We start from the raw sequence: 22775 nt of genomic DNA, 5'->3' as shown, positions 1-22775 counted from the left end.
TGGTAAAATTTTTATAGGTTATTGTTTTAAGAACAAGTAACCTTAATTTTTATAAAATAAATAATTTAAAATAGTCAATTTGGAGGAATTATGACACCACACATTAATGCAAAAAAAGGTGAAATAGCTAAAACAGTTATTATGCCAGGAGATCCATTAAGAGCTAAATATATAGCTGAAACATTCTTAGACCCAGGGTTTAAACAAGTTAATTCAGTTAGAAATATGTTTATGTTTACAGGAACATACAAAGGAAAACCAGTTACAGTTGCTGGTAGCGGTATGGGATGTCCATCAATAGGGATTTATTCATACGAATTATTTAAATTCTACGATGTTGATAGAATCATAAGAATTGGATCAGCTGGATCATATCAAAAAGATTTAGGATTATATGAAGTTGTTTTAGCATCTGAAGCAGTTGCGGATTCAGACGCATTTAGAAGAATAGCCTTAGGAAAAGAAGGGACTGTTGCTACTCCTTCTGCGAAATTAAATGCAGAAATTGAAAGCATTGCAAAAGATTTAGGTCACAAATTAACAGTAGGAAGAGTTCATTCATCTGATGTATTCTATTCAGTTGTTCCGCTTGAAAAAAGAATTAATGACACTCAAGCTGTTTGTGTTGAAATGGAATCATATGCTTTATTTACTAATGCTGAAGCAACAGGAAAAGAAGCTGCTTGTTTATTAACAATTAGTGATAACCTAATTACACATGAAGAAACAACTGCTGAAGAACGTCAAACAGCATTCACAAAAATGATGGAGATTGCTTTAAATTTAGCAAAATAACAAAATGCGTGTAGTTGATATTATTGAAAAGAAAAAAAGAAATCATGAATTAACTGATGAAGAAATTAAGTTCTTAATTAATTCATATGTTTCAGGTAAAACACCTGATTACCAAATGAGTGCATTTTTGATGACGGTTGTTTTTAATTCTATGTCATCAAGAGAAATTGCATCAATGACCAAATATATGATGCATTCAGGTGATGTTATTGACCTTTCTGAAATACCTGGTATTAAGGTAGATAAACACTCTACAGGTGGTGTTGGGGACAAGACAACATTAGCAGTTGCTCCAATTGTTGCTGCTTGCGGTGCACCTGTTGCGAAAATGAGTGGTCGTGGACTTGCTCAAACAGGAGGAACCATTGATAAACTTGAATCTATACCAGGATTTAACGTTGAATTAACAGAAAGACAATTTATTGAACAAGTAAAAAAACACGGTATCTCAGTTATTGGTCAAAGTGGGCAATTAGTTCCTGCTGATAAAAAATTATATGCTTTAAGAGATGTTACTGCAACAGTTGACTCTATTCCTCTTATTGCTTCTTCAATTATGTCTAAGAAATTGGCAACAGGTTCAAATGCTATTTTATTAGATGTTAAATGTGGGAATGGTGCTTTCATGAAAGATGTTGAAAGTGCTACACACCTTGCAAGAACAATGATAAATATTGGTAAAGAATTAAATGTTGATGTTAGAGCAGAAATAACAAATATGAATAGACCAATTGGTAGAGAAATAGGTAATAAAAACGAAGTTATTGAAGCTATAAAAACATTAAAAGGTGAAGGTCCTGCTGATTTTAATGAATTAGTTTATTCTTCATGTGCAACAATTCTTGAACAAGCTAAAATCGCTAAAAATCATGAAGAAGCCGAAAAAATGGTTAAAGAAGTTATTGAAAATGGAAAAGCGCTTGAAAAATTCTATGAATTTGTAACTTTACAAGGTGGTGATGCTGAAATTCTTAAAGGAAATAATTTCTGAAACCCAAAACACAAATTAGAAGTAAAATCTGACAAAGAAGGTTTCTTAGAAATTTTTGATAGTTTAACTTTTGGACTTGTTTCAATGAAGTTAGGTGCAGGAAGACAAACAAAAGAAGATTCATTAGATTTTGAAGCAGGAATTACCTTGAACAAAAAAACAAATGAATATGTTGAAAAAGGTGATGTATTATTTACTTTATACTCATCAAACCCAATTGATGTTAAATTAGTGGAAGAATTATCAATTGCATATAAATTTAATGATAAACAAGTTGAAAATAAAATTATCATTGATAAACTTAAATAAATAAACTTAATTAGGAGATAAAAATGAATTACAATAAAATGATAGATCATACATATTTAAAACCTGAAGCAACAGAAAAAGATATTGATAAATTAATCGATGAAGCAAAGAAATACGGTTTTAAAACAGTGTGTGTAAACTCTTCATGAGTTAAATACGCTTCTGAAAAATTAAAGGGAAGTGATGTAGAAATTACAAGTGTTGTTGGTTTCCCTTTAGGAGCAATGATCACTCAAGCAAAAGCACATGAAACAAAACTTGCTATTGATCATGGTGCTAATGAAATAGATATGGTTATTAATATTGGTCGTTTTAAACAAGGTGATTATGAATATGTTCTAAATGACATCAAAAAAGTTAAAGAAGCATGTGGATCACATGTATTGAAAGTTATTATTGAAACAGCTTTATTATCTACTGATGAAATTAAAAAAGCAACTGAAATAGTTATGAAATCAGGTGCTGAATTTATTAAAACTTCAACAGGATTTAGCTTTAGAGGAGCAAATCTTGACGATGTTAAAACAATGAAAAGTGTATGTGGTGACACATTATTAATTAAAGCCGCTGGTGGTATTAGTAATATGGATGATTTAAAGGCTATGTACGAAGCCGGAGCTACAAGATTTGGTACTAGTCGTTCAGTTGCGATTGTTGAAGGACAAGAATCAAAAGGTGGATACTAATAACAAAAACCTTTATATTAATTAATAACAAAAAATATTCGGTTAGCTCCGAATATTTTTTGTTATTAATTAGAATTTAATTTAACTGTTTTTATCTTTTTGTTTTTTAATGTTTTTATTAAATCTTCTTTCATGTCACCCGAAAATTCTTCAGAATTATATTCGCTATACCCTTTAAATAAAACAGCTTGATTTCCTTTGTTATCAGATCCATTTTGTTCAACATGTTTAAAATTTATACCAACAACATTAAACTTGGAATCAATCATCATTGAACCACTGCTACCACTATCAAGCGCATTATTATCTTGGTTGTCTAAGTAGATAGTACTCATTTGGTTTAACAATTCTAGTTTCATTCCGTGTTTATCTGGATTACCAAAAGGGTTTTCGTATTCGGTTCACCAATTATTTAGAATATTATTTTTTTTATTTTCCTTGTCATTGTATCTTATTCATAAACTGTTAAAGTTATTTCTTCCATTTTTGTCATTATCAACAATTCTATTTTTGGTTTCGATATAACCGCCTTGAGATTTAGTTTTATTCATTACAAATCTACCATTTTCATATGGGAAACCAAGCACAAAATGTGTACTAATAGGTGATTCATAAACCTTATTATCACTTTTTTCATTCCCTAATCCTACATACCATTCCTTTTCCATTGGGGTGCCTAAGACATCATATAAGGTAGGGAATAATTTTTGAACTTGAGACTTTGTAAACTTTAGTTTTATAACAACAAAATCAGTTCCTGAGTTATTTACATTCCCAATTCTATTCTCTTCATCGGTAATTTCGTTCATAAAGTTTTTAACATTTCTGAAAGCTTTAACATCATTTGATTTGAATTTAGGAGTATAAACCAACCAATCTAAATATTGGTTAGATGTAAGAGTTCCTTGGGTCTTATCAATTTCTTTAAGAAAGTATCTTGAATAATCTAAGATAAAATTATTATTTTCATCAACTTCATAACTTTTCTTTCCGAATATAAAATTTTTATTTAACCGACCTATAAATCTTTCTTTATCTTTATACCCTGTATATTGATTAAAAATTAAGCTTCTATCAAAAATATGTGTTAGAGAAACTACATGCATATTTGTAGCTACAAGAAACTCATATTCATCTTTATTTGCGTCATTATCCGTTATAAGTCTATCCAATATTCAAGCGGTTCCAGAAACCGAAGTACTAATGTTATATGATTTTACACCAAAATTTTCAATAGTTTTGACTCCGCTATACCCTAGAGAGAAAGATCTATCATATATGTATTGATAAAAATCTGCATTTCTTTTTAGAGGTGAATTATTTTGGTTTAATTTTAAAAGATACTTATTGCTATTTGTTTTGATAAATAACTTAATTAAACCGTATTCATCATTATAATTAGCCTTTATCTCTAGAATGGGCTCATTTAAACTTATCATTTGCGACAAGGTGTTTAAATCGATATAATAAAAAAATTGACTTAGATTTGAGGGCAATAATCCAAAAGGATTTTTATTTATAATTCCTTTAATTTTACTTGAAATAATGTGATCGCTATTTAAGATGATAGAATTTTGATTTTCATTATCAATAAAATTATCTAGAAAAAGCGGCTTCATCATGGACTTTTATCATAACCATTATAAAAGTACTTAATTTTTTCTAATGGTGTATCGCCATATTCTCCGTATACTCCAATTTCTTTTAAGAGTCGCAAATATTCATTATCAGTTTTATAACTAGATAAATCTACTCCATTTCCGTTGTTTGCACTTTTTAAATAATTAATGAAATGTCTTACTTTCTTGATATAAATTGGATTTTTTGTAATAATACTATTTGCATCAAAAAACTCATTAGAAGATTTATCGAAAATTAAATCAAATCCAAGAGAATGCTTTAAATTAGTGGCATCACTTCTAGTTTTGGTGTTTATATTTGTAATTATTTGCTCTTTTATTGCTTGTTCTTCAACTAGTCTTGCTCTTTCTTTAAATTCAGAAATGATTGTTTTTAACTGTACCAATTCAGTGCTCAAGTCACTTATATGGTAGTGAGGATAATCTAACTCTTTTTGCACAACTTCACTTACGTTTTTAATTTTTTTCGCTAACAAAAATTTCATTGAATCTAAATCCTTATTATCGGTATAACTAAATAAAGAATTAGCATTTTCGATTGTATCATTAATTTCGTTTAGTAACTTTTCTCTATTAATTGTTTCTTTATTTTTGGGATTATCATTATCTTTTGAGTCAATTTTATTTTTGATATTAATTATTAGTTTATTAATATTATCTTCTGATAAATTCTCCTTACTTAGTTTTTTGTTTAATTTATCGTAATCAGCGTCAAATTTAATTAAATTTAACTTCTTAATTGCATCATTTTTTAGAGAAGTTAAAAAATTATTCACCGTGTCAATTATTGAGTTAATTTTTTCGTAATTTATTTCACTATTATCTAATTGTTTTTGTAGTTCTCTTTTAAGAGGATTTGTTTCTGAAAGTAAATTTAGTTTATTTTTTACAATAGATAAATCGGGGTTCTTTTTTTCTTCTTTAATGGGTTTAGGATTTTTAATCTTTGTTTGGTTATTATCATCGTTTTTTGTTATTTCTGTTTTTGCACAAGAAATTAACCCAAAAAATGCTGTCATTCACACTGAGGAATTAATTGTTAAAAAAATTTTTTTCCTTGTTTTCATAAGTTTCTCTATTCTTAATTATATTTTGTAATATATAAGTATATTATACTCTTTGGATTTTTTGTATAATAAGCAAAATAAATATTAGGCCAGAAATTTGATTAATGTACGAATATCTTAATTAATCATTAAATACTTTTTATATTATATTTTTATTATAAATAAAAAATAATTTAAAATATAGATGAAAGGAAAAAATGACAAATAAATTAAATGATGAATACGTAAAAAATCGTATAGGCCTTACAAGTGATGAATTTAAAAAAGCACTTGAAATATACGGACCAAACAAAATTAAAAGTGATAAGAAAATCAATATTTTCAAAGTCTTTTTTTCACAATTTAAAGACTTTATGATTATTTTACTTTTAATTGCTGCCATTTTTAGTTTGAGTGTTGCATTTTACGAGACATTTGGTACAAGTCATAAACCAGAAACAAAAGACATTATCATTAGTTTCGTTGAACCATTTATAATTTTAATAGTTATAATTTTGAATTCGTGTCTTGGTACTTATCAAGAAATAAAAAGTGATCAAGCAGTAAAGGCACTTGAAAAAAATAATCAACTAAATGCAAAAGTAATAAGAGATGGAAAAATAATTTCTATCCCATCTCTTGATGTAGTTCCGGGTGATCTTTTAATAGTTGAAGCCGGAGATTCGGTTAGTGCCGATGGAATTTTAATTGAAGCTTTTTCGTTACAAGCCGTTGAATCAGCATTAACGGGAGAATCATTACCAATTGATAAAAAAGTAGATTTAAATCTTGAAATTAGCAATTTATCATTAGGAGAAAGATATAATTATTTATTCTCTGGAACACATATAACTAATGGTAGAGGTATTGTTTTAGTCACTGAAACTGGATTGAATACCGAAATTGGTAAAATCAACAAAATGATTGAAACACAAGATGTTCAAATGACTCCTTTACAAATTAAATTAAATAAATTAAGTAAGATCTTTGGAATTACTGGTGTTATACTATTATTCTTAACTACAATATCACAGCTAATTATTACTAACACATTATTAATTGAGGGAGGTTGAAGTTCTCCAAACACATATTCAAGCGCTCTTATAGTCGGTATTTCTTTAGCTGTGGCCGCAATACCTGAGGGCTTAATAACATTTACAACAGTTTTACTTGCTATAGGTGTTTCTAAAATGACTAAAGAAAATGTTATTATAAAAGCTTTTCCAGCGGTAGAGACACTTGGATCAACAAGTATAATTTGTTCTGATAAAACAGGAACATTAACAGAAAACAAGATGACTGTTGTTAAATTTTGGGATGTTGAAACTGAAAGTGAACCAGAAACTTCGAAAGCTTTATCTTATTTAGTTGCGTGTTGTGACGCTTCAGTAACCTTAAAGGAAAATGGAGAGTACGCAGAAGTTGGGGACCCAACAGAAACAGGTATTCTTGTTTATGGATTACAAAATCAAAATTCTGCAAATGATTTTTATCTTTCACACAATAAATTAGATTCAATTCCATTTGATAGCGATAGAAAAGCTATGTCTATTTTGGTTGACTCTTACGAGAAAGAAAATAACATTATTATTGTAAAGGGTGCTCCGGATGTTATTTTATCTAAGTCTAATAATGTAAAACCTGAATATATGCAAAAAGTTGAAAAATGATCAAATAATGCATATAGGGTTATAGCTGTAGCATATAAAGAGGTTTCAAAAGATAAAAAGACTCTCGAAATTGATGATGAAAATAATTTAACATTTTTAGGCATTATTGGTATGATAGACCCTGCTAGAAGCGGTGTTAAAGAAAGCATTGACGAAGCATTAGGTGCAGGAATCAAACCAATTATGATTACTGGTGATCATTTAACTACAGCGGTTGCAATTGCTAAGGAATTAGGGATTTACAAAGAAGGTGATTTGGCAATTACAGGTGCCCAATTGTCTAAAATGAGTGATGAAGAGCTCTTTAATACTGTTGAAAAAATATCTGTTTATGCAAGAGTTAATCCATCAGATAAATTAAGAATTGTTAAGTCTTGACAATCACATAAACAAGTTGTTGCTATGACAGGTGATGGTGTAAATGATGCTCCAGCTCTTAAAGCAAGTGACGTTGGTTTAGCTATGGGGATAACAGGAACAGACGTTTCTAAACAAGCTGCTGATGTTATTTTAACAGATGATAACTTTACAACAATTGTTAAAGGTATTAAAAGCGGAAGAGAGACATTTGACAGGATTAAGTCGGTTATATTAAACTTATTAGTTTCATCTTTAACCGAAATTATTGTTATGCTTTTTGGTTTATTTGTTTTATCTTTTATATTTAAAGATTCAATAAAAGGTAAAGATTTAATAATTCTTTCTGCCTCACAGTTATTATGAATTAATTTACTAACTCACGGTCTACCAGCCATAGCATTAGGAATGACACCGAATGATGTCCCGGTTATGAATAGAAAACCATTTTCAAAATTTGAAAGTATTTTCTCAAGAGGTATGGGGATTCAATTAATTATACAAAGTCTTGTATTGAGTGTAGCTTCTGTATTATCTTATTTATTCATAGGATTATATGCGCAAAGTCAAAACATTAATGGAGATAATTTTATAAGACTAACATCAACAGCTATGTTTATAACACTAGGTGTAGGAGCTAGTTTAAATTCGCTTAATTTAATGACTAAGAATTCGATTTTTATTTCAAGCATTAAGAAATATAAATTAGTTTACTTAGCAAGTATTTTCTCAACAATATGCGTATTATTTGCTGCTTTTGTCCCTGGCGTTAGAGATGTGTTTAAAATGGCTGAAATTTCTTTAATAGAAAACTACACTTATGTTTATTGATTAGTTCCTATTTTGTTAGGAACAACACTAGTTATTTACAACGAGATAGTTAAGTTTTATAAAAATATTTTAAAAAAATAGTTAAAGTCAAAATTTAGGTTCAAAATTGAGCCTAAATTTTTATTTTTAAAATAATAAAAAATTATATGAAAAATGGCTAATGCGCCTGTGGTATAATTCTTTTATGAAATCAAAAACTGCAAAATATTCACGTAGGCGAATTAAAACTTCTATTTTAATACTTGGATTTTTATATAAAATTCATAAACCATATCAAAAAATGATGGCATTAGCTTTTATAGCTTTTATAGCATCTTTTTTAGGAGTTCTTTTCTTGCAGAACGTTGGTTTGTATGCTTTAGGAGTCGAATCTTTAGGACAAGCAATTGGAAACTTAATTTATTATCTTTCTGGAAATAAATTACTTTTCGATATAGCCTTTTGAGTTATTTTCTTTCTATTAAATATACCGTTATTTATTCTTTCTTATTTTAAAATTAGCAAATCATTTACTTATTGGAATATATATTTTATCTTTATTTATTCTTTTTCTGGTTTAGCTTTTGCTTCAATACCTGGCTTTGACAAAATATTTGTATTTGCTAATTTAGATTCTAACCCTGCAGCAGTTAATGGTATAGAAAATGTTTTTGATTTTTTAGGCAAGAATAATATTAAAGTTGTTTTGTGAAACAACCCAACCGATAATTTTAAGCAGGTTTCAATATTCCTTTATGCAATATCTTCTTCGCTAATTCAAAGCTTTGCAATAGTTGCAACATTAATTATTGGGGGATCTACTGGAGGATTTGATATATACGGAATGTATGAAGCTAAAGTGAAATCTAGAGATATTGCTTCTGTTTTCTTTATTCTTAATTTTGTCTCATTATTCATTGCTAATGTTATAGGTACTTATATACCTTCTTCATTAGCAATTTCAGGTTTTTTAAAAGAGAATCCTGAAATAAAAGAAAACATAAGAACATTGATTTCTTTAAATTCACCATGAGGATTTGATTTATTTTTTAATCCAAATTTAATTGCAGGTATATTTTTGATACTAGTTAATGCTATTTTTGTAAACTTAACTTATCCGAAATACAAACTTGTACAAACCCAAATTTATTGTAATGATCCTTTTGAGTTGATTGAAAAAATTAATGAGAAATCTCATAGAATTTATACTTTTTCCGTTCATAAAGTGTACGGTGGTTACTCTAGACAAGTACAATTTATGATTAGCACTAATACGCAATATCTAGATGCAGCAGGACTTTTTGAAGTTACAAAAAAAATAAATAGTGATCTATTTATTTCTATAATTGATATTAAAAAAGGCGATGGATACATGTTTATTGAGGAGTAATTATAAAATTACTCTTTTTTTATTTTATTAATATTTTAATTTCATTAAATATTTTTTTCTTTTTATCTAAATACTGATCATATTGTGCGGAAAAAGTTTCTTTTTCGTCATTAGTATATTTACTTGATACTTGAGTTATTTTTTTACCATTAACTATTTTCTCTTCGCTAACGTATTTGTTTGTTGATACATTTTTCGGCTCTTCTCCAAGTTTTTTAAATCTTTTTCCAAAAAGCTTTTCATAAACTTCTTCAGAAATACCGAAAGTTATGTCAAATGATAAGTTAGCCTCTAAAGAGAATTTGTTTTGATCTTTCTCACCAAGTGTAAGAGTTGATACAAAAAAATGTTTTGGAGATGCAACTGCTGAATTTGCATCTAAATCAATATATTCATATAAATTCTGGCGATTAGCTGAAATTGCTGTCTCAATTTCTAAAGTGTTTTCATCTTTTAACTCTGCAGATTTAGCAATTAAATTGTTAAATTTATATTGAAACAAAAAGAATAAGTTTTCAATATTTTTATTTTCCTTGAATTTTTCTTCAAAAGATTTATTAATTTTTTCAAGATTAGGATTCTCTGCATTATGTAGTCTTAATTTTCTTAAAACACTTTGATTAAAGTGTAAATTAATTTTTACTAAGTGATTTATATGTTTTGGAACAATGGAAGATATTTTTGTTGTTTCATTGTTTTCTTCAAAATCATCTAATAATTCGAATGAATTAGTTTTTTCATCCCTGTTAAATAAAGAAATATTGATAGGAATATTCTCGTTATTATTAATTAATGAAACTTCAACAAAATGACTTGCTTTTAAATCAAAATCATAGTTTTTGAAGGCTTCATTTTGATTTTCTTTAAAAAATTCTTTAATTAAAATTCTATCTTCATCTGATTTAATCTTTGTGAATAATTCCCTATTATCAACTGTTTTTTTAGAAGCTTCTATAATTTTTTCAACATTATTTGAAGATTCAACATAATCAATAATATTAGTGCTCATTATACTAAAAGTTTTAGTTTCTTTTTTATTTAAATTAATAAAATCACCTCATAAATCCTTATCAAATTTATCGATCATGGAGTTAGAAAGTTCTAAAAAACTATTTAAAGTATCGCTTATTTTGCTATGATTTTTTGAAAATTCTTTAAATGAAAAATTTTTAAAAATATTTTGATTTGCACCTTCAAAGTCGCTAATCATTTTCTTTATTTCTTGGCCATATTGAATGTATTTAGATGAAACATTTATATTATTAGGAATGTTGCTAATTCTAATTAACCGTTCTTTATTATGGTAAAAAGAAATAAATTTTCCGTAATCTGAAAAAAACTCTTTTATTTTAGTTAACTCTAGATTATTTAATTTTAAAGTAGGTATCAAACTTTGTGATAATACACTAATTCACCCTTTAGCAACTTGATCTAATACAGTCACAACAGCTTCATAATCATTTAGCGATTGCTTAATTCCTTTTGCAAAGTTATCTAGCACATCTTTTTTAAAGCTTTTAAACTTATCATCATTATGGAGATTTTGGATAAGATTAAAAACTTCGGTATTTTTAATTTTTTCGATAGTTTCAACATTCTCATTGTTATTTAAAAATTTGTCAATTTCCGGCTTTAAATCTTCTCTTGAAAACTCTAAAATAGCATCTACTAAATTGTACGAAATAGTTTCTATATCATATTTAGCGTTATTCAATTCGCTTAAATTTTCTGAATTATCGATGTTATTAGAATTTTCAGAATCTTTTGAATGATTTTTTTGAGTATTTGTGCAAGATATTGTTGGCACAATTAATCCAACTAAACTTGTAGTAAGTAAAATTTTTGTTTTTATTTTCATTTTTTAATTATATATTTTTTGTGAAAAAGAAGTTCAAAAATATGGTATTATTTAATAAATATATTTATTAAAAGAATATAATGAGGTTAATATGAGTTTACTAACAATTATTTTAATTATAATTAGCTTTTTTATAATTATCATTTCGTTCTTGATGTCACCTGATTCAAATGGATTTTCTGGTGCGTTAGTAGGAAGTGGTGATTTAGATTTATTTAAAGTTTCAAAAGAGAGAGGAGTTAAAAAAGTTCTTAAATATTCAATGATGATTTTTGGATTTATTCTTTTAGGTGGATCATTAATTTTAAGAGTTTTTCTTTAGTTAGTTATGGATGCGAAAAAAGTAATAAATTTTATTAGCCAAGCAAAATCAAGAACTTTTTTAGAAATTGCTAAACATTTTAGGATTTCTCCTTCAAATAATAGAGAATTAACTTCACTGCTTTCAGTTCTTCAAAAGGATTACAAGGTTTTCAAGAATTCTAAGGATGAATATTATACTGTTGATTTAATTGGGACAATTGAAGGTGTTTTATCGGTATCAGCAAAAGGAAGTTTTGGTTTTGTTGATTATGATATTGATTTAGAAAATAATACAAAAAAAAGTGCTTATATAAAAAATTTTAATTTTAATGGAGCTTTACACAGTGATTTAGTTAAGGTTAACTTATATCAAAATACAAAAATTGAAGGAAGTTCTATAGATGGTGTAGTAACCGAAATTGTTCAAAGAAATAATGAAGAAATTCAAGGATTTATAAAACAAAAAAATTCTATAAATTACTTTGTTCCAGTTGATGCTAGATTCCAGAGTTTGACATGAACAATAACATCTAGTAAAATTCAACCTAAATTAAATGATTTAGTTGTTGCTAAGATTATCAAATATGATCAAAAAAATATTTTTATAGAATTAGATAGGGTAATAACTAACGAAGCAGATCCTATGGTTTATGTAAAATATTATCTTGAAAATATAAAAGCGCCAAGCAATTTTCCTTCTTCGATGGATGAAGAGATTTCGGCAATACCTAAAAATATTGAATTTGAAGATAAAACAAAAAGAGTAGATTTGACTAAAAAAATGATTGTCACTATTGATGGCGATGATACAAAGGATTTTGACGATGCGATTTATGTCGAAAAATTAGATAACGGAAATTTTCTTTTAGGTGTTTATATAGCTGATGTTTCTTATTATGTTAAAGAAGGAACTGCAATTGATGAGGAAGCTCTTAAAAGAGGGACAAGCATCTATTTAGTTGATAGAGTAATACCTATGTTGCCAGTTGAACTTTCTAATGGTATTTGTTCTTTGAATCCAAACGAGAAAAGATTTGTAATTGCTTGTGAAATGGAAATCGATAAGTTTGGAAAAAATGTCAATGTAAACATTTTTGAAGGAATTATAGAAAGTAGATTTAGGTTGACTTATAAACAAGTTGATAAGTATTTCAATGAAGGTGATATTTCGTTAGATGTCACTAGACAAGACGTTCAAGAATTAACTCAAATGTTGGATAAAGCTAAAGAGTTAAGTTTAATACTTCATGATTACAAAGTCAAAGAAGGATATGTCGACTTTGAAATAACAGAACCTAAAATCAAATTAGATGAGAATGGTTCTGTAAAAGAAATAATCATAAATCAAAGAGGCTTTTCTGAAGTATTAATAGAAGACTTTATGGTTAGAGCTAATGAAACGGTTGCAAAATTTTTATTTGATAAGAAATTTCCAGCATTATATAGAGTTCATGAGTTACCTGATGAAATGAAAATTAGTAATTTAAAAAACTCACTAAGTGCAGTTGGCATAAAAAATGTATCACTAAAAGCAAACACGATAACTCCATTAAAATTTGCTTCCTTTGTAAATGAAATAAAGAAAACAAGAGATGATGATTTTATTAAATTAATGTTTTTAAGAACAATGCAAAAAGCTGTATATTCAAATAATAACATCGGTCACTTTGGTTTAGCATCTGAATTTTATTGTCATTTTACAAGCCCGATAAGAAGGTATCCAGATTTAGTGATACACAGAACAATTAGGGAATTAGTATTTAACAAGAATTATAATTTAATTGATAAGTTCACCGAAAATATGGCGGTATATGGTGATTTGAATACAAAGTCAGAACAAAAAGCCGTGCAAATCGAAAGAAATGTTAATGATCTTAAGTTTGCTGAATATTTAAAAAACAATGTTGGTAAAACTTATAAAGCGCAAATTTTAAGTATTTTACCATTTGGTTTCTTTGTTGAGTTTGATTTTAAAGCTAGTGGATTAGTGCACAAAAGCACTTTAGTAGACGGAACTTATGAAGCTAACGAATTATTAACTAAATTATCTAGCGAAAAAAGAACATTCACAATCGGAGATTATGTTAATGTTGTTATTCTTAACACAGATTTAGTAGAGGGAAAAGTAGATTGTGTCCTTGAAGATTTATATGAAGAGTTCATTAATAATAAAAAGAAAAATTTAGAAGTTAAAAAACAAGAAAAAAATAACAAGAAGCAAAAAAACTATGTTAAAAAGTAAAGAATTTGAAGGTAGAAATCTTGTAAAGAACTCATTAGGCTTTGATAGCGATTTATATGTTTATCAAGATAAAGATATGTTTAATTACTCAGTTGACACAATTCTGCTTGGAAATTTTATTTATTTGAACAACAAGATTACAAATGCCTTAGAAATCGGCGCAAATAATGGAGCTTTGTCAATTTTTGTTGCCGCAAGAAATAAAAAATTAAAAATTGACGCTCTAGAGATTCAAACAAAAGCTGCCGAATTAGCGAAAGAGAATATCAAGCTAAATAAAATGGAAGAGCAAATAAAAATTATTAATGAAGATTTTAATAATTTTTGAGTTTTACATAATAAAAATAATCATAGAAAGTATCAAACAATTTTTTGTAATCCTCCTTTTTATGAATTTGATAAGACAAAAGTAAAATCAAATGTTTCTAATGAAATTTTAACCGCAACTCACGAAATTTCTTTAACGCTTGAACAACTTATTCAAGGGTGTTCAAAAATAATTGAGCAAAAGGGATTTTTAAGTTTAGTTTTGCCTATTGAAAGATCAATAGACGCTTTTGTACTAATGCGTAAATACAAATTTGAGCCTAAAAGAATTCAATATGTTTTTACAAGACTCACCGAAAAACCTAAATTCGCTCTTATTGAAGCGAGATACCAAACTGGGTCAGGCGCACACTTTTTAAAAAATATTTACTTACATGATCACAATAATAAAACCAATCATGATTATTTACCAGAGGTAAAGAAAATTTATAAACCCATAAAAGTTGAAGGAGAATAATGAAAAAGTTTTACATAACTACACCAATTTATTATGCAAGTGGTAATTTACATATAGGTCACTTATATACCACTACATTAGCATGGACTATAGCGAATTTTAAAAAACTTATGGGTTATGACGTAAGGATGCTAACTGGTAGTGATGAGCATGGATTAAAAATTCAACAAAAAGCAGAAGAAATGAATAAAGATCCTCAAGAACTAGTGGATGAATTATCGACTAAATTTATTCAAATGTGAAAAGACTTCGATATTGATTATCACTATTTTTGAAGAACGAGCAATCCTGATCATAAAAAAAGAGTTCAGAAGATTTTTAGTTTTTTTCTAGAAAAAGGTTATATTTATAAAGGAGAATATAAAGGTTTATATTCCGTTAGTGATGAAGAGTTCTTGACAGAAACTCAAGCAATTAAAAAAGATGGAAAATTTTACCACCCAGTAAGTCATAAAGAACTTGAATGAATTTCTGAAGAAAGTTACTTTTTTGATATGAAAAAGTTCGTACCATGACTTGTTGATTATATTGAAGAAAATGAAAAATGATTAATGCCAATAAAAACTAAAAATGAAATTTTATCCAACTTTATTAATGTAGGTTTAGAAAATCTTTCTGTTACAAGAACTAACATATCTTGAGGTATAAAAGTTCTAGAAGACCCTAAACACACATTATATGTTTGATTGGATGCATTGTGTAATTATATTACTGCTTTAGATTTCGATACTAACGATAGAGATTCGAAAGATTTTTACGAATTTTGAAATTCTGATAATGTTGAGGTAGTGCATTTAGTAGGTAAAGAAATAACTAGATTCCATATGATTTATTGACCAATTTTTTTAAAAGCATTAGAAATTAAGCAACCTACTAGAATACAATCTCACGGATGAATTTTAGATGATCAAGGAAGAAAGATGTCAAAATCATTGAATAATGTTGTTGATCCATATGATCTTTTATCTAAGTACCACCCAGAAATGATAAAATATTTCTTTGCTTCACAAATAAGTTTTGGAGAAGATGGCTTATTTGATGAAAAAAGATTTATTGATATAGTAAATTCTGATTTAATTAATAACTTTGGTAATTTGGTTTCAAGAACATTGAAAATGAAATCTAACTCATTTAATAATCAATCATTAAAATATTTTAAAAATAAAAATGAAATCGATATCGAAATTGAAGGAAAGATTTCAGAATTTAAAAATCTATTCATTGATGAGTTTGAAGATTATAAAGTTGATAAAGCCTTAAAAGCAGCTATTTTACTAAGTGATTCATTAAACAAATACATCGATTTAACAAAACCATGAACTTTGAAAGAAGAGTTAGGCAGACTTGAAGAAGTTCTTATTAGATTATTGAATGGAATTTATGCAGTTGCTACAATGTTGCAAGTAGTCTTACCTAAAAAAATGGATGAAGTTCGTATTGCTCTTGGTGTAGAAGAACTAAACATAAAAAACATAGAGGACTTTAATAAGTTCGAAAATAAAAAACAACAAAATGAATTTATGTTGTTTGAAAGAATTAAGAGGTAAAAAAATGATTTATTCAAAAGCTGATAGATATATTATTAATCCTGAAAAAATAAAAGGTTTTGTTGATTACCTTTATATATTTACTCAAAAAGCAAGAATGTTAGAAACTAATTTATCTTTTGAGTATGGTTTAGAAAGCAAGGACAAGATAATTATTCAACAAAGATGATCAACAAAGCAAAATTATGATGAATTTGCTAATAATCCTGAATTTAAAAAAGAACTCGAAACCCTTGATCAAATGTCTAAAAGAGTGGATAAGTTGTACGATCTAGAATTTGAACGCTAAAAAAGTGCATAGGAACTAAATATTTTAGAGCATTTTTAAATTTTTTTAAAAAATAAAAATAAAATTACTGAAAAATTGTGGAAAATTTCCACAATTTTTCAATTTTATTATCCTTTATATTAACTTTATTTTTGTAGAATAACATGTATTTTGAGCTTATTTTTGAACATTTAACTCCTTATTTAGGAGTTAAATGTTTTTTCATTTTTTATTTATAGAAGTCTGCACTTTTTTGAAAAAAAGTGGCAAAAAACTTAAGCAAAAAAATTTTTTTATTTTTTTGCTTTTTTAAATTTATAAATTTACGCATTTTTTCTAAATTTCCCTACATCAAAAGAGCAATTTTTATTTTTAAAATTTTCATAAAAAATATTAAAATTATTATGCATCAATTCTTATATCATCATTGATGCTTCTGTGCAATGCTCGGAGTATGCTTAAGTATTCGGACATGATTTTATTAGCTTCAAGATTACTATCTTGCGCATTCACGGAAATACTATTAAATTTTGAGATATATAATTCAAGAGTTTTAAAAAATGAATTTGTTTTATTATAGATAAATGCTAGTTTCCCTACGGCTGGAATAGAGTAATCTAATCCTTTCTCTAAAGCTCACATTTCTGTTAAACTTAGATATTTTCCGTTAGGTTCCTTAGCAAAGTATTTTTTATCATTATATTTAAAATACAAATTATCATCCGAAGAATGCACTAATAAAACGTCAGAATTATAAGGGAAGATAATTCTTTTGTTATACATATCAAAGGCTGCGTAATTTTTACCTTGGTATCTAACAACACCATTTAAAACTTTTCTATTAATCTCTAAATCAACGGCTCAATTGCCGTTTTTCTTTCCCTCTTTTTGAAAAACATTTTGTTTAGAAATTATTTTTTTATTCCTGATATTGTAATAATTTTGAAATACTTCATTATTTTTCTTCAAATCATCAATATTTTTATATCCGTTTTCGTGAATAAGTAACGGATATTGGTCTAGTGATGTCCTAAAAGATCTTTCAACATGTGGTTTATGTTTTGGATTTGATGAACTTAGTACTTCTATTCCCTTTTTATTTAAAACTTTTTCAAAGACTGTTTGTGTGTTTTCGCTTCCTCAAAAACTTCTTCTTTTATCAGTATAGATTTTCTTTGGGAATCCATACTTTTTAAATACAATTTCTAGTAGTCTTTGATATCCTAATGTTGTTTCTTGTTCTTCGAATCATGCTGCTAACAATGTTCCTGTTGCTACATCTATTGCATGATAAAGATATAATGGTTTATCATTTTTCAAGTATGGTTCAAGTTGTGCATCAATCTCAACAATTTCGCCGAATTTTAGATTTTTCTTTAGATTTAAAACTTGTCTTTGTTTTTCGTTTTGTTTAATCTGTTGATAATAATTTTTTAATATCAATGTTATATCTTCTGAGGTTTTTTTCTTTGATAATCTTGCAACCCTTCTTCCTCTCTTGGTTGTATGTATATTAAATAAACCTAATTGATTAAATCTCTTAACTAAAGTTTTGTAAGAAATTTTTTCTCTTATAAAAGAACCATACTCAGAATTGAAGTATGTTTTAATTGAAAGTTGATTATTTGTTAGATCTCTATTCAAAATAAACTGACATGTTTCTAAATAATTTTTAAAGACTAATTCTATTTCTGCATCAGTTATTTTGTAATTTCTTTGATGATATTTATTTTTATGTGAGACAACAATTTCTTTTTTGCTTTTAATAACTTTTTTATATCTTTTTACAGTTGATAAACTAAGGTTTGTAATCAAGCTAAGATAAGATAAAGATTTTTCGATATTTTCAGCAATCAATTTTAAAGATTGTTGTTTTTTTATTTCAAATTTTGTTAAATTTTTATACTTAAATAAGTTGTGTGTTATTTTCATAAATAACTTATACCACTTTCTTGTTAAATAGGCTCATTTTATATGAGATTAATATGTGGCTCAAAATATATGTTATTACACAATTATCCTTTATATTAACTTTATTTTTTTATTTTTATATAATTGTATTAGAAATTGTGAAGTACATTTATAATTTCTGGTTTTTTAAAAATAAATAAATTAATCTTAACAAAAATTTTTAAATTTTTTACATATTATAAGGAGATTTAAGTTATGTCAAATAAACTTAAAAAATATTTATTAGGTGTTGGTGGAAGTTTAATTTCTGCATCAGCACTAATGGCTACAGTAGCGTGTGGAACAGGTGAAAGTGATAGCGTTTCAACAGTTGATGATCTTGAATCACGTAAAGACGATTTGAACGCATACATTAACTTTGCTGTAGAAGATGATAAAGTATCTTTAAAAGCTAGTGTTGAAGCAGCTACAACACCAGAAGATTTAGAAGCTTTGGAAGAAAAAATTAAAGAATCTGTTGATAAAAATAACCCAGGTTACTTCGAGAGATTAAAATCTTCTAAATCAACAAATAGAAAATTTGCTCAAAAAGTAAAAAATGAAATTATATTAGCTACAACATTTTCAGAAACTGGTGCTCAAGCTAAGGCTCTTGAAAGTGTTTTAAAAGCCTATAATGCATTAGTTGATGAAATGTTAAAAGTAAAAGAATCAAATATGACAGACGCTGAAAAAGCTGTTAAATATAAAGAGCTTGGTATTTCGCCATTAGCTAAAAAAGTTAAACACCAAGTTATTGGTTCAGGTTATCCAGCAGGTGCTGAAAAAGTAAGATTAGCACTTTCATCAGGTGACAAAGATAATTTCTTTAATATTATTCTAAACTATTCAACAGTAGCTGCTAAATTAGCTGAGAGAACAGTGAATTCAAATGGTGAATTAGAGCCAGGAATGTTACTAAGTTTTAACTCACTAGATAAGGATTTAGATGTTGATACATCATTATTTGATAGTGGTTTTTCAGCGGTAAATAACGAAATCGAGAATGTTGAATCAGATTCAACTTATGTATTACCTTTATTTAAGAGTACACAAGTTCTTGCTATTAACGCGCCTGTATTAGGATACATTTTAGATACAATGAAACAAAATGGAGTTGTGTTTGCTGATGATTCAAAAGAGTTTTTTGAAGAAATTATAAGTGCAGGTTCTGCAGATAGATCGAGTGTTCAAGCATTATGGGGAGAAAAAGTAGCTTCTTATGAAACTGTTTTATCTGAATATAAAAAAGAAGGATTTAAATTATCAAAAAGCGTTTTCGATTCATATGATGAATTAGTTAAATTTTCAACAATTGCACAATTATTATTCCAAAACTCAACTACCGGTGTAGAATCACCAGTTCATGTATTTGGTATTGATGATATGACGGGAGTTTACGAACAAGCATTATTCTCTGCTTTAGACGGAAATAAATCAAACATGCTTCAATCTGTTTCTAAAAATAATGGTAAAACAGTAGTTGATTTTAATGCTATTAAAAACACTACTGGTGCTGCTTATATAAAATCACAAGAAATTTTTAGCACATTTACTTCTGCATTTGAAAAAGGTGCAGTATATGCTTTCCCTTCTGGACAATATTCTTCTAACGATCAAACAAAACATAAATTTGCATTTTCAATTGGTTCAACAGCCGGGTATTTCCATAATTTCAAAAAAGGGAATTCATCTGTCATAACAGTATCAGCTAATGGGTATGAATATGATTTAAATAATTTTTCAGGTGCAAATGAATTTAAAGAAAAAGGTAAAACTCAAAACGCAATAGCTTATGTTGGGGGAAGAGCAAATGCTATTATGGGATTTGAACAATCTGAAAAAGCAGGACAATACGATTACTATGCTAAAACAAAAGAAGATGAAGATAAAATAAAAACTTTATTTGCGTTAGAAAACAAAAATCAAACCCTTAATTTATTTTTTGAAGCTGAAAAAGCAAAAAGCGGAAAACTAGCCGAATATATTAAATTTTTAGATTCAAAAGCATCTACACTATCATTTGAAAAATATAGTATTATTAAAAAATCAGATAGTAAGGAATATGTTGTTTATGCATTTAAAAATGTATTAAAACCTAATAAATTAGAATTTGTTAACGATCAATTTTCAGAACATAATGTAAAAGTTCTTAAAGATACAAATCTTTTAAATGAATCAGAATTAATTTCAATACCTACTCCAGGCAAATGAAAATCAGATAGCGCTAAAAAAGTTTTATTTGCACAAGGGCCTTCTTTAATAGGAATTAAATCTAACGACGAAGATGAAGCTGCTACAAAAGCATTTGTAAAGTGATTAGTAACATCTGAAAAAGAAATTTCAATTTCAGAAACCAAAAAAAGTATACCATTAGTTGAAGTGCAAAAAGCTGCTAGTTATATATCTGCCCTTAAAGGAATTAGCGAAAAAACAGATACAGAAGCCGCAAAAATTTATGGACAAAATAAATACTTAAAAATTGCATATGAAGAATTTGCCAAAACTTCTAAAGATGAAAACTATATTGTTTTTGAAGAACCTGCTGGAAGCGGTTCAGATTCATTTAGAAAAAATATCGGTACTGCATGGGAAACAGTTCAATCAGGTTATGTAAACAAAACTGAAACTAAGAAGAGTTTTGCTGATTTTGTGAAAGATATGACACAAGGTATTAAAGGATAAAAATACAAATAAATATAATTTGGAAACAAATTATATTTATTATTTATTAATTTAATTTATGAAAATCAAGAATAAACTTTTTGTTTTAAGTGCTATATCTTTAATACCACTAACAAGTATTGTTGCTTCATGTTCTAATGATCAAGTTAGAATTACAAATAAAAAAGAAAAGAATGTTGAGGAATTTAAGGTTTCTAGTTTTGTTGAAGAAAATTCGAAGAAATCAATTCTATCTGTAAATATTAGTAATTCAAATATAACAAAAAATGATGACGGAACCTACGGACTATGAACAAAAGGAATTAAAAGTGATTCTGTTAAAAAAGATAAATTTAATAAAGCAATTTCATATGTAGTTGATTTGATAAATGAGCATATTAATAATGTTTACTTAAAAGACATAAAACTACCTGCCAAAAAAGGTAATAAAATTTTTGTCGATGTAAAACAAATTAGTGGTGCCCCTAAAGAAATTTACATTAAGATAAATAATAAAGATGTTCAGCTTAATTTATCTAGTTATAATAAAACAATTAATTATGGAAAACTAGGAGAAAAAGGTCAAAATAAAACTGAACAAGAAGCTGCACAAAAAATTGAGAATATTTCAGTTTTATATTCAATAACATATAAACCCTTCTACAAGAGTAAAAATTTACTAGGTTTAGATAATATAAATATAAATATTAAAGATGAAGTTAAGTTAAATCCACTATTAAAAGATTTGACTATAAATTCTAGCCCAAATAATTTTAAACCTACAAACATTTCTTTCGAAAACGAAACTATAAAGAAAGCATCATTTAGGGCTAAAATTGAATCAGTTTCTGATGGAGATACATTTTCGATTATTGCATTAGAAAGTAAGACTTTAAAAGGAGGAGTTACTATAGAAGAAGGTAAATCATATAAAGTAAGACTTTCTGGTATTGATACTCCTGAAAAAGGGGTTGGTAACGGATCTAAATATGTATCAGCATCTCCTTTCGAATATTCATTTGCTATTCATGCAACAAACTTTGCAAAGAAAGTAATAGATAACGAAAAATATAAAAACGATGTCATGATAGGCTTTGTAAGTGGTAAAGATTCCTATGATAGAATAACAGCTGATGTATTTTTTGGAGAAAACTATAAATATTCTTATATATCAGAAATTGTTAGATCTGGTCACACTTTACCATATAGCAATGATATTTGAAAATTAAAATTACAAGAAAAAGATACTACTTCATATGAATATAATTTATATCCTTTTATTGCGGATGCTTTCGAAGAGGCAATAAAAAATAATAGAGGATTATTCAATTATTTTGATTACCCAGGTGATGTATCATCTTTTGTTTATTTAATAAAAAGTAATAACAAATGAAGTCCTTTTTATTGAGAAAGAACAAGTAATGAAGAAATTGTAAGAGATTACCTTAAAAAATAAAAGAAAGGA

14 protein-coding genes and 1 pseudogene are annotated in these 22775 nt (G+C 27.2%); 12 read left to right on the top strand and 3 right to left on the bottom strand.

Features of this window, described 5'->3' with window-relative positions; all coding sequences use genetic code 4:
* The first annotated feature begins 90 nt into the window (after positions 1 to 90).
* From deoD to deoC, 3 genes are read left to right on the top strand one after another with little or no spacing between them, the layout of a single operon-like run.
* A complete protein-coding gene (gene deoD, locus AXW82_RS01650) occupies positions 91 to 795 on the top strand; it encodes a purine-nucleoside phosphorylase (RefSeq protein ID WP_004794616.1) in 705 nt (234 codons plus the stop codon).
* A 4-nt stretch (positions 796 to 799) separates the two neighbouring features.
* Positions 800 to 2095, top strand: coding sequence for a pyrimidine-nucleoside phosphorylase (locus AXW82_RS01645; protein WP_004794618.1), 1296 nt, complete (start codon positions 800 to 802; stop codon positions 2093 to 2095).
* 23 nt (positions 2096 to 2118) lie between these two features.
* Positions 2119 to 2781: a deoxyribose-phosphate aldolase gene (gene deoC / locus AXW82_RS01640; RefSeq protein WP_004794619.1), complete on the top strand. Its 663-nt coding sequence runs from the start codon at positions 2119 to 2121 to the stop codon at positions 2779 to 2781.
* Positions 2782 to 2846: 65 nt separating this feature from the next.
* Here the strand turns inward: deoC and AXW82_RS03800 are convergent.
* Positions 2847 to 5488, bottom strand: a pseudogene (locus tag AXW82_RS03800) (MAG2960 family serine endopeptidase lipoprotein).
* 197 nt (positions 5489 to 5685) lie between these two features.
* Here AXW82_RS03800 and AXW82_RS01630 point away from each other — a divergent pair.
* On the top strand, positions 5686 to 8406 hold the full coding sequence (locus tag AXW82_RS01630; protein ID WP_004794623.1) for a cation-translocating P-type ATPase: 2721 nt from the start codon (positions 5686 to 5688) through the stop codon (positions 8404 to 8406).
* 103 nt (positions 8407 to 8509) lie between these two features.
* The gene (locus AXW82_RS01625; protein WP_004794624.1) at positions 8510 to 9694 is read left to right on the top strand and encodes a YitT family protein; all 1185 of its coding nucleotides are present in this window, start codon (positions 8510 to 8512) and stop codon (positions 9692 to 9694) included.
* A 19-nt stretch (positions 9695 to 9713) separates the two neighbouring features.
* Here the strand turns inward: AXW82_RS01625 and AXW82_RS01620 are convergent, their stop codons facing one another.
* On the bottom strand, positions 9714 to 11552 hold the full coding sequence (locus AXW82_RS01620) for a hypothetical protein (protein WP_004794626.1): 1839 nt from the start codon (positions 11550 to 11552) through the stop codon (positions 9714 to 9716).
* A gap of 91 nt (positions 11553 to 11643) precedes the next feature.
* On the opposite strand from AXW82_RS01620, the gene secG reads away from it, so the two are divergent.
* From secG to AXW82_RS01595, 5 genes are read left to right on the top strand one after another with little or no spacing between them, the layout of a single operon-like run.
* Entirely contained in the window at positions 11644 to 11874 is a 231-nt protein-coding gene (gene secG, locus AXW82_RS01615; protein ID WP_004794627.1) for a preprotein translocase subunit SecG, read from the top strand.
* A gap of 6 nt (positions 11875 to 11880) precedes the next feature.
* Entirely contained in the window at positions 11881 to 14097 is a 2217-nt protein-coding gene (gene rnr / locus AXW82_RS01610; protein ID WP_004794628.1) for a ribonuclease R, read from the top strand.
* Positions 14084 to 14881 (top strand): tRNA1(Val) (adenine(37)-N6)-methyltransferase, encoded by a 798-nt coding sequence (locus AXW82_RS01605; RefSeq protein WP_004794630.1) that lies wholly within the window; start codon positions 14084 to 14086, stop codon positions 14879 to 14881. Before rnr ends, AXW82_RS01605 begins: the two co-directional genes overlap by 14 nt.
* Positions 14881 to 16428 carry a methionine--tRNA ligase gene (gene metG, locus AXW82_RS01600; RefSeq protein WP_004794632.1) on the top strand — a complete coding sequence of 516 codons (1548 nt, stop codon included), beginning with the start codon at positions 14881 to 14883 and terminating at the stop codon, positions 16426 to 16428. The genes AXW82_RS01605 and metG overlap by 1 nt, the downstream gene beginning before the upstream one ends.
* A gap of 4 nt (positions 16429 to 16432) precedes the next feature.
* Entirely contained in the window at positions 16433 to 16717 is a 285-nt protein-coding gene (locus tag AXW82_RS01595; protein WP_004794633.1) for a hypothetical protein, read from the top strand.
* 381 nt (positions 16718 to 17098) lie between these two features.
* Here the strand turns inward: AXW82_RS01595 and AXW82_RS03620 are convergent, their stop codons facing one another.
* Positions 17099 to 18628, bottom strand: a complete 1530-nt coding sequence (locus AXW82_RS03620) for a DDE-type integrase/transposase/recombinase (protein WP_060913308.1) — start codon at positions 18626 to 18628, stop codon at positions 17099 to 17101.
* A gap of 234 nt (positions 18629 to 18862) precedes the next feature.
* Between AXW82_RS03620 and AXW82_RS01585 the strand changes: the two genes are divergently transcribed.
* Both AXW82_RS01585 and AXW82_RS01580 read left to right on the top strand, forming a co-directional pair.
* Positions 18863 to 21331 carry a P68 family surface lipoprotein gene (locus AXW82_RS01585; protein ID WP_060913331.1) on the top strand — a complete coding sequence of 823 codons (2469 nt, stop codon included), beginning with the start codon at positions 18863 to 18865 and terminating at the stop codon, positions 21329 to 21331.
* A 58-nt stretch (positions 21332 to 21389) separates the two neighbouring features.
* Entirely contained in the window at positions 21390 to 22766 is a 1377-nt protein-coding gene (locus AXW82_RS01580; protein ID WP_060913330.1) for a thermonuclease family protein, read from the top strand.
* Positions 22767 to 22775 lie beyond the last annotated feature (9 nt).

The organism is Mycoplasmopsis canis PG 14, assembly GCF_001553195.1.
In the GTDB taxonomy this organism is placed as follows: domain Bacteria; phylum Bacillota_I; class Bacilli_A; order Mycoplasmatales; family Metamycoplasmataceae; genus Mycoplasmopsis; species Mycoplasmopsis canis.
This window is presented reverse-complemented; position numbering and strand designations above follow the sequence as displayed.